We start from the raw sequence: 9,480 nt of genomic DNA, 5'->3' as shown, positions 1-9,480 counted from the left end.
ATCATGGTGTTCGAGGGGTGGGACGCCGCCGGCAAGGGCGGGGCCATTCGTCGCATGACCGAGCCGCTCGACCCCCGCGGCTTCCATGTCTGGCCGATCTCCGCCCCGACCGAGGAAGAGCAGGGCAAGCATTACCTGTACCGCTTCTGGACCAAGCTGCCGGCGGCCGGCACCTTCGCCATCTTCGACCGCTCCTGGTACGGCCGCGTGATGGTGGAGCGGGTGGAGAAGTTCGCCACCAAGGACCAATGGAAGCGCGCCTATGACGAGATCAACGAGTTCGAGCGGATGCTGCCCGACGACGGCGTGCGCATCGTCAAGCTGTTCCTGCACATCACCCCGAAGAGCAGCTGGAGCGCTTCCGCGAGCGGATGAAGAATCCCTACAAGCGCTGGAAGCTGACGGAGGAGGACCTGCGCAACCGCGCAAAAATGGGACGATTACGTCAAGGCGGTGGAGGCGATGTTCGACCGGACTTCCACCCCCAACGCGCCCTGGCATGCGGTGGAGGCGAACTCCAAATGGCACGCCCGCCTCAAGGTGCTTGAGATCGTCACCGCCGCCCTGAAGGAGGGCGTGAACATCGCCCCGCCGCCGGTCAACGGCAACGTCGCGAAGATCGCTGCCGAAGTGCTGGGGATAGAGGCGGAGTAAGATCCAACCCTACATCCCCTCTCCTCGCCGGGGAGAGGGGATTCATTACCCCCTGCCCGGCACCACCCAGGGGCGCCGCTCCGCATCCGTCCGGTCGAAGGCGTCGATGGCGTCCTGGTGGCGCAGGGTCAGTGCCACGTCATCCAGCCCTTCGACCAGGCATTCCTTCTTGAAGAGATCGATGGCGAAGGACAGCGCCCGGCCGTCCGGGCCGGTCAGGGTCTGCGCCGGCAAATCCACGGTGACAGTGGCCCCCGGTGCGTTCTGCAACTGGCGGCGCAGGTCGGCCACCGTCTCCTCCGGCAGGGTGACGGTCAGCAATCCGTTCTTCGCGGCGTTGGCGGCGAAGATGTCGCCGAAGCTGGGGGCGACGACGCAACGGAAGCCGCCATCGACCAGCGCATAGACCGCCCCCTCGCGCGAAGACCCGCAGCCGAAATTGCGGTCGCTCACCAGCACGCGGGCACCGGCATAAGCGGGGTCGTCCAAGGGGAAGCCCGGCTTGCGCTCGTCATGGAACAGGAAATTGCCATAGCCGGCGCTGCGCGGCTTTTTAAGGAAGCGGGCGGGAAGCAGCTGGTCGGTGTCGATGTTGGCGATGTCCAGCGGCACCGCCGCTGCGGTCAGCGTGACGAAAGGTTCCATCCTACGACGCTCCCAGTTTGCGGACATCGAGCTTCCTGACATCGGTGAGCCTGCCGGTCGCGGCGGCGGCGGCGGCCATCGCCGGGCTCATCAGATGGGTGCGGGCGTTCGGCCCCTGGCGGCCGGGGAAATTGCGGTTGGTGGTGGAGGCGCAGCGCTCCCCCGCCGGAACGAGGTCGCCGTTGATGCCGACGCACATCGAACAGCCCGGCTCCCCCCATTCCAGCCCGGCCTCGATGAACACGCGGTCCAGCCCCTCTGCCTCCGCCAGCATGCGCACCGGAACCGATCCCGGCACCACCAGCCCCGGCACCACCGCCCGCCGGCCGCGCAGCACCGCGGCGGCGGCACGCAGATCCTCCAGCCGGGCATTGGTGCAGGAGCCGATGAAGACGCGGTCGATGGGCACATCCTCCAGCGCCATGCCGGGGGCGAGGCCCATGTAATCCAGCATCTTGCGCATCTGGCCGGCGCGCACAGGATCGGCATCGGCAGCGGGATCGGGCACCGTCGCGGTCACCGGCACCGCGGTTTCCGGGCTGGTGCCCCAGGTCACGGCCGGGGCGATGTCGGCGGCGTCCAGCCTCACCTCACGGTCGAAGACGGCGCCCGGATCGCTGGGCAGTGTCCGCCAATGCTCGACCGCGCGGTCGAACAGCTCCCCTTTGGGGGCATAGGCCCGCCCCTCGATCCACGAGAAGGTGGTATCGTCGGGGGCGATCATGCCGGCCCGCGCGCCCGCCTCGATCGACATGTTGCAGACGGTCAGCCGGCCTTCCATCGACAGGGCTTCGATGGCGCTGCCGGCATATTCGATGACATGGCCGGCGGCCCCGTCGGCGCCGATGGCGGCGATCACCGCCAGGATCAGGTCCTTGGCCGTCACATGCGGCCGCAGCACCCCGTCGACGGTGATCCGCATGGTCTTGGGACGGCGCTGCCACAGGGTCTGGGTCGCCAGTACATGCGACACTTCGGTGGCACCGATGCCGAAGGCCAGCGCCCCGAAGGCCCCGTGGGTCGAGGTATGGCTGTCGCCGCAGACGATGGTCAGGCCGGGCAAGGTCAGCCCCTGTTCCGGCGCCAGCACATGGACGATGCCCTGGTCCGGGTCGTGCAGGCCGAAATGGCGCAGTCCGTGGCGGCCGGCATTCGCCTCCAGCATCGTCACCATGTTGGCGATCTCGGGATCGGCAATCGGTTTGGCCCGGCTGTGCGAGGGCACGTAATGGTCGGCGACGGCGAAGGTCAGCTCCGGCCGGCGTACCTTGCGGCCGGCATGGTCGATCATGCCGAAGGCGTGGAAGGAGCCCTCATGCAGGAAATGACGGTCGACGGCGAGCAGGGCCTGACCGTCCGGCCGGGTCGCTACGACATGGGCGTCCCAGACCTTCTCGAACAGGCTGCGTGGCTGCGAGGTCATCGGTTGGTTTCCTCCTTTGCGGCATCCGCGGCGGCCGTTCCGGCGATGCGCCCCAACGCCACCGCGGTCAGCAGGCCGTTGCCGGACAGATAGCCGGACGCCTTCGATCCCGACACGCCGCAAGCGGCCCCGCCAGCGGCAAAGAGATTGGGCAGCGGCGCCCCCCGCCCGTCGAGAACGCGGGCCTCATCATCGACGACCAGTCCGCCCTGGGTGTGGAACAGGGCGCCGGTGACGCGGACGGCGCGATAGGGAGGAACCAGCGGCACCGAACCGGTGAAGTCACGGCCGAACCCGTCGGTCCCATCCTCCGCCTTCAGCCGGTCGATGTCGGCCAGCGTCGCGGCGAGGGCGTCGGCGTCGATCCTCATCTGCCGGGCAAGCTCGGCCGGCGTGTCGGCGGTCAGCACGGCCCCCATCGCCTCGGCCTGCCGGAAATCCTCGAACTGGCGGGCGATGGCGGCAATGCGCTCATCGAAGATGGTCCAGGCGATGCCGTCGGGCTGGCGCAGCACGATGGCGGCCTGCTCCGAGTAGCCCTGCGCCTCGTTGGAAAAGCGCCGCCCCCCCATGTTCACCTGCACGCCGCCTTCGGTGATCGTCGCCCAGGTGACGAGGATGCCGGCCGGATGCGCGACCGAGCCATGGCCCTGATGCCCCGACAGGTGCCGGGTCGCCGCTCCCAGCGCCTCACCCCACAGCAGCGCGTCGCCCTGGTTGCCGGGGTGACCGAAATAGAGCGCATCGGCCAGTTCCGGCACATGCCGCTCCACCAGCGCCTTGTTGCCGCCATAGCCGTTGCAGGCAAGCACCAGCGCAGCGCAGCCGACCCGCTCGACGCTGCCGTCCGGCCGCGTGACCTCGACGCCGCGAACCTGCGCGCCATCGGCGTAGAGGGCGGTGACATGCGCCTCGCACAGCAGGTCGATGCCGGCGGCCTCGACGGCGCCGCGCAGGCGGTCGATCAGTTCCACCCCCGACCCGCTGGGCAACCCATGCATGCGCCGGGCGCTGTGTCCGGGATAGCTGAAATTGTCCACCACCGAGAAGGGCAAGCCATAGCGGTCGGCCAGCCATTCCAGCGCCGGTCCGACCGCTCCGGCGACGCGGGCGACCGCAGCCAGGTCCGGCTCCCCTTTCGCCTTGGCGACGATGTCGGCGGCGAAGCGCTCCGGGCTGTCCTCGATCCCGGCATCGCGCTGCCAGCGGGTGCCTGGCGCCGGGATCAGCCCGGCCGACAGGGCGGTGGAACCCTGGGGGAGCGCGTCGCGCTCCAGCACCAGGACGCCGGCGCCCTGCTCATGGGCGGCGAGTGCGGCGACCATCCCGGCCGCTCCGCCGCCAACGACAAGCACGGGGACGGTGAACTCGAACTCCACGCCACCGGCGGGCAGGATGCGGCTCATCGGGTCGCCATCTCCTCCAGCATCGTGGCGACGGTCGCCACCCGGCAGACCGGGCGCAGCGCGGCGATCGACACCTCATGCAATTGCGGCGTGAAGGCGGCGGTGCCGTCCTCCAGCACGATGGTGTCGAAATCGCGGACATGGGCGTCGCGCACGGTCGAGGCGACGCCGCCATTGGTGACGATGCCGCAGACCAGCAGCCTCTCCACCCCGTATTTCGCCAGCACCCATTCCAGCCGCGACATGTAGAAGGCGGAATAGGCGACCTTCTCGACCTCCACATCGACGGGCTGGAGGGCGTCCACCGTGCGGTGCCCCCAGCTGCCCGGCTTGAAATCGCCCTTGGCAAGGAAAGGACGCAGCGTCTTCAGGTGGGGCGAGATCATCGGCTCGCCACCGCGGCCGGGAACCAGGGTGAAGTTGGTGGAGATCACCCAGCCGCCGCGCGAGCGCAGCAGGTCGGCCAGCGGTTTCACCCGCTCCGGCAGATCCAGGATCTCCGGCGCCGTCTGCCCGGCGCGGCCGTAGGCGCCCTCGGGATGGAGAAAGTCGTTCTGCAGATCGCAAACCAGCAGAGCGGTGTGCTCGATGGAAATGGTTGTGCCGTTCATCGGACGCTCCTTTCGACGATGACGTTGCCGTAGTCGTCGACGCGGGCGGACAGGTCGGGGTCGATGACGGTGGTGGCGTCCGGCTGTTCGAGAATCGCCGGCCCCTGGATCACGGCGCCGACCGGCAGGTCCAGCCGGTTGTAGACAGCCGTCTCGTGCCAAGCCCTGTCGAACCAGACGGGCCGCGACCCGGCATGGGCGCCTTCCACCGTCGTCCCGGCCACCGGAGCGAGGGCGGACAGGTCGAAATGAGGACGCCGGCCGATGGCGGCGGTGCGCAGATTGACGATCTTGGCGCCCACCCCCGGCAACAGCCGGCTGAAGGAGGCCTGATAGGCACGCTCGAAGGCGGCGCGGATGGTCGCCTCATCGATGCCGGTGGTGCCGTTCTCCACCGACACCGGCAGCGGCACGGCGACCGTATGGGTCTGGCCGATGTAATGCATGTCGAGCTCGAAGACGAGGTCGATGCGTTCGACGCTGAGGCCGGCGGACTCCACCACGGCGCGGGCGGCCGTCGCCTCCTCCACCATGCGGCGGTCGAGCGAGCCGGCGTCGATGCACGCCAGCGGCAGATTGACCGTCTGCACCTGATCGTGGCGGATGTCGGCGATGACGCAGCCGAGCGCCGAAGTCACGCCGGGGAAGCGCGGCACCAGCGCCGCCTTCAAACCGACTTCCTTGATGAGGGCACCGACATGCAGCGCCCCGCCGCCACCGAAGGGCACGGCGGCGAATTTGGCCGGGTCATGGCCACGCTCGATGGAAACGAGGCGGATGGCGCCAGCCATCTTGCTGTTGGCGATGCGCACCACCGCTTCCGCCGCGGCCATGACGTCGAGGCCGAGCGGCTCGGCGACATGGGTGGCGATGGCGGTGCGGGCGGCATCGACGTCCAGCCGCGCCAGCTTGCCGCCGATGGGACGCTCGGCATTGATGCGGCCGAGCAGGACATTGGCGTCGGTCAAGGTCGGGCGGGTGTTGCCCTGGCCGTAGCAGACCGGACCCGGCCGCGAGCCGGCGCTCTCCGGCCCGACCTGCAGCATGCCGCCGGGATCGACCCCGGCGATGGAGCCGCCGCCGGCGCCGATGGTGGTGATCTCGATCATCGGGGTGCGGACGACCAGACCGAAATCGATGGTGGTCTGGGCCGCCAGCATGGTCTGCCCCTCCACCACCAGCGACACGTCGAAGCTGGTGCCGCCGAGATCGCCGGTGATGACGTTGGGGAAGCCCGCCGCCTTGGAGATCGCCGCCGCGGCGATGACGCCGGCCGCCGGCCCCGACAGGGCGGTGCGCACCGGCAGCCGCCGGGCGGTGTCGGTGGACATCACGCCGCCGTTCGACTGCACGATGTGGAAGCGTCCGCCGAACCCCTCCCCCGCCAGCGCGTTGTCGAGCTTGGCGAGATAGCTGCCGACCACCGGCTGGAGATAGGCGTTCAGCGCGGTGGTCGAGGTGCGCTCGAACTCGCGGATTTCCGGCAGGATGCGCGACGAGCATTCGAGGTTGGCGTTCGGCCAGACCTCGCGCGCCGCCTCCAGCGCCGCCAGCTCGTTGGCCGGGTTGGCATAGGCGTTGATGAAGACGATGGCGAGCGCCTCCGCCCCCTGGTCGGCGAGTTTGCGGGCGCAAGCGCGGACCTCTTCCGGGTCGATGGCGCTGCGGATGGTACCATCGGCCAGCGTGCGTTCCGTCACCTCCAGCCGCATGTCGCGGTCGACCACGGGGACGAAATCGCCCCACAGGCCCCAGGTGTGGCGGCGGTCGCGGCGGCGCATCTCCAGCACGTCGCGGAAGCCGGCGGTGGTGATCAGGCCGACCTTGGCGCCCTTGCGCTCCAGCAGAGCGTTGGTGCCGACGGTGGTGCCGTGGACGATGGAGCCCAGGTCCGCCACCGGGCCGAAGCTCTGGAGACCGGCGAGGAAGCCGACCGCCTCGTCGCCGCGGTTGGACGGGACCTTGGCGGTGCGGAAGCTGCCGCGCGCCTCGTCGTAATGGAACAGGTCGGTGAAGGTGCCGCCGACATCGACGCCAACGATGGCGCCCTTGCCCGCACCCTTGGAAATGCCGTTGCTCATGGTCTTGGATCCCGAATTCGTCAGGCGGCGGGGGATTCGCGCAGGGTCGCGGTGGCGGCGATGTCAAGCGCGCCGTCGTCGGTCAGCGCCACGCCATAGGCAGCGCGCGCAGCCTCGATGCCGAGATAGCCGAGCCGCACATCGCGGGCGACCTCCTCCGCATCGCGCCGCTTCGGGTCGCCCCAGCCACCGCCGCCGGGCGTTTCCAGCCGCACGCGCTGGCCGTCGCAGATCTTCACGTCGGTCACCTTGGAAGCGAGCGGCGGCGACTTCTCTCCCTCGTCGCTCTGCCAGGTGAAGCGGTTCAGCGCCGCTGGCTCGCCGCCGGCGACGCCGAACGGCGCGAAGACGCCGCGCTCGCCCAGCAGGAAAACGTCGGCATCGGTCAGCGCCTCGATCTCATAGACGGCACCCAGCCCGCCGCGATGCAGGCCGGCACCGGCAGAATCCGGGCGCAGCGCCCATTGGGTGAACATCACCGGATAGGCCGCCTCCAGGATCTCCACCGGCGGAATGGTGGCGGTGGAGATCGGGTTGTTGGCGTGGTTCAGCCCGTCCGTCTCCGGATTGCCGCCCAGCCCGCCGCCGAAGAAGGAGAACATCACCCAGCGCGAGCCGTCCTTGCGGTGGCCGGCCAGCGACAGCGCGTTGATGGTGCCGAAGGGGGCGGCGGTGGCGCGGGCCGGATCGGCGAGCGCCAGGGCGCCGAACACCACGCCGATGACGCGCAGGATGGTCTCGGTATAGCCGCCCACCGGCTTGGGCGGCTTCACCGCCAGCAGCGTGCTTTCGGGAATGACGAAGGTGATCGGGTTCAGGCAGCCGGCATTGGCCGGCACGTCGGTGAAGACATGCTTCAGCGCGACATAGCAGCAGGCGACGGCGGTGGAATAGGCGATGTTCAGCGGCCCGGCGCAGGGAGCCGAGGACCGCGAGAAGTCGAGCGTCATCCGGTCGCCGGTGATGGTCAGGTCCAGCGCGATGCGCAGACGGTCCGCCGTGATGCCGTCATTGTCGAGATAATCCTCGAAGCTGTAGGTGCCGTCCGGCAGCTTGGACACGGCGCTGCGCATCAGCGCGTCGGCCCGCGCGGTGAAGGCGTCGAAGGCGGCGGAGACCGTCTCCTCGCCATGCTCGTCCAGCAGCTCGGTCAGCCGGCGAACGCCCAGATCCAGCGCGTTCAGCTGCCCGTTCAGGTCGCCGTAGTTCGACACCGGCACGCGGGAATTGGCGGCGAGGATCGCCAGCAGGTCATGGTTCATCACACCCGCCTTGACCAGCTTCACCGGCGGGATGCGCACACCCTCCTGGAAGCTGTCGGTGGCGCGAGCGTTGAAATTGCCCGGCACGTTGCCGCCGATGTCAAGCCAATGGCCGACCGACGCCATCCAGCAGAACAACTGCCCTTGGCGGAAGATCGGCCGCACCAGACGGAAGTCGTTCAGGTGGGTGCCGCCGTCATAGGGATCGTTGAACAGGAAGATGTCGTCGGGATGGAGGTCGCCCTCCTTCGCCACCTTGTCGATCACCGCCTTGACCGCGAAGGCCATGGCGCCGACGAAGATCGGCAGGCCGTTGGTGCCCTGCACCAGCGTGGCGCCGGTCTCGGCATGATAGAGGCCATGGCAGGCGTCGCGCGCCTCGGCGATGATCGGGTTGAAGGCGGAGCGGTAGAGCGTCGCGTCCATCTCGTCGGCGATCTGCTCCAGCCGGCCCTTCAGGACGGCGAGCGTGACGGGATCGATTGCTGCGGTTTTCGTGGTCATGCTGCGTCCTCCCGCTTGGCGGGGCCAGAGTCCTTGCCAAAGTCCTTGTAAGTCTCGCCGAGTGCCAACATCTCCGGCGTGCCGATCAGCTCGTTCAGCGCGTTGAAGTCGAACATGCGGTCGCGGAAGGGCTGGGTCGTGCCGTGCTGCGCCAGCGAGCCGTAATAATCCTGCGCCTGCCGAGCGAGCGCTCGCACGATTCCGCCGGGGAAGATCACCAGCCGGAAGCCCAGTTCGCCCAGTTCGGCGGCGGAGCTGATCGGCGTCTGCCCTCCCTCCACCATGTTGGCGAGCAGCGGGCGGATGCCACCCAGGTCAGTGGCGATGGCGGAGAGCTGCTCCCGGCTCTTGGGCGCTTCGACGAACAGCACGTCGGCCCCGGCCTCGACATAGAGGCGGGCACGGTCCAGCGCCGCCGGGACGCCTTCCACCGCCACCGCATCGGTGCGGGCGACGATCAGGGTGTTCTCGCTGGCGCGGGCATCGACCGCTGCCTTGATCTTGCCGGCCATCTCGCCGGCCGGGATCACCGCCTTGTCGGTCAGGTGGCCGCAGCGCTTGGGAAAGCTCTGGTCCTCAAGCTGCAAGGCGGTGGCGCCGGCCCGCTCGAACATGCGCACGGTGCGCTGCACGTTCAGGGCGTTGCCATAGCCGGTGTCGGCATCGACGATCAGCGGTGTCGGCACGCGGTCGCGCACCAGGGCGATGGTGTCGGCCACCTCGCTGACAGACACCAGCCCGATGTCGGGCCGGCCGAGCCGGGTATAGGCGATGGCGGCGCCCGACAGATACAGCGCTTCGAACCCGGCGGCGGTGGCCATCGAAGCGGTGAAGGCGTCATAGACGCCGGGCGCCAGGACGACACGGTCCTGGGCCAGTCGGTCCCGGAAACTG

The 9,480-nt window shown here is 69.1% G+C and carries 7 protein-coding genes and 2 pseudogenes; 2 read left to right on the top strand and 7 right to left on the bottom strand.

Annotation, left to right across the window (positions count from 1 at the left end; genetic code table 11):
- Nucleotides 1-3: 3 nt before the first annotated feature.
- Both I71_RS41190 and I71_RS41185 read left to right on the top strand, forming a co-directional pair.
- Nucleotides 4-371 (top strand): annotated as a pseudogene (locus tag I71_RS41190) (polyphosphate kinase 2 family protein); the annotation flags it as partial.
- Nucleotides 372-444: 73 nt separating this feature from the next.
- A pseudogene (locus tag I71_RS41185) lies at nt 445-654 on the top strand (polyphosphate kinase); the annotation flags it as partial.
- Between the two features lie 45 nt (nt 655-699).
- Here I71_RS41185 and leuD read toward each other — a convergent pair.
- The 7 genes from leuD to I71_RS33270 all read right to left on the bottom strand — a co-directional run.
- Nucleotides 700-1,299, bottom strand: coding sequence for a 3-isopropylmalate dehydratase small subunit (gene leuD, locus I71_RS33300; RefSeq protein WP_042704395.1), 600 nt, complete (start codon nt 1,297-1,299; stop codon nt 700-702).
- Nucleotide 1,300: 1 nt separating this feature from the next.
- Nucleotides 1,301-2,722, bottom strand: a complete 1,422-nt coding sequence (gene leuC, locus I71_RS33295) for a 3-isopropylmalate dehydratase large subunit (RefSeq protein WP_042704394.1) — start codon at nt 2,720-2,722, stop codon at nt 1,301-1,303.
- Nucleotides 2,719-4,128 carry an FAD-dependent oxidoreductase gene (locus I71_RS33290; protein WP_042704392.1) on the bottom strand — a complete coding sequence of 470 codons (1,410 nt, stop codon included), beginning with the start codon at nt 4,126-4,128 and terminating at the stop codon, nt 2,719-2,721. Before I71_RS33290 ends, leuC begins: the two co-directional genes overlap by 4 nt.
- Complete coding sequence (locus I71_RS33285) at nt 4,125-4,739, bottom strand: cysteine hydrolase family protein (RefSeq protein WP_042704390.1); 615 nt, start codon at nt 4,737-4,739, stop codon at nt 4,125-4,127. The genes I71_RS33290 and I71_RS33285 overlap by 4 nt, the downstream gene beginning before the upstream one ends.
- Nucleotides 4,736-6,820 carry a hydantoinase/oxoprolinase family protein gene (locus I71_RS33280; RefSeq protein WP_042704388.1) on the bottom strand — a complete coding sequence of 695 codons (2,085 nt, stop codon included), beginning with the start codon at nt 6,818-6,820 and terminating at the stop codon, nt 4,736-4,738. The genes I71_RS33285 and I71_RS33280 overlap by 4 nt, the downstream gene beginning before the upstream one ends.
- A gap of 20 nt (nt 6,821-6,840) precedes the next feature.
- Entirely contained in the window at nt 6,841-8,586 is a 1,746-nt protein-coding gene (locus I71_RS33275) for a hydantoinase B/oxoprolinase family protein (RefSeq protein ID WP_042704385.1), read from the bottom strand.
- The coding region (locus tag I71_RS33270; RefSeq protein WP_244434207.1) for an oxaloacetate decarboxylase at nt 8,583-9,480 on the bottom strand (898 nt) is incomplete at its 5' end. The genes I71_RS33270 and I71_RS33275, both read right to left, overlap by 4 nt.

The organism is Azospirillum sp. B506, assembly GCF_000333595.1.
Taxonomy (GTDB): Bacteria; Pseudomonadota; Alphaproteobacteria; order Azospirillales; family Azospirillaceae; genus Azospirillum.
The sequence above is the reverse complement of the archived record's forward strand: the minus strand, read 5'-3'. Positions and strand labels throughout refer to the sequence as shown.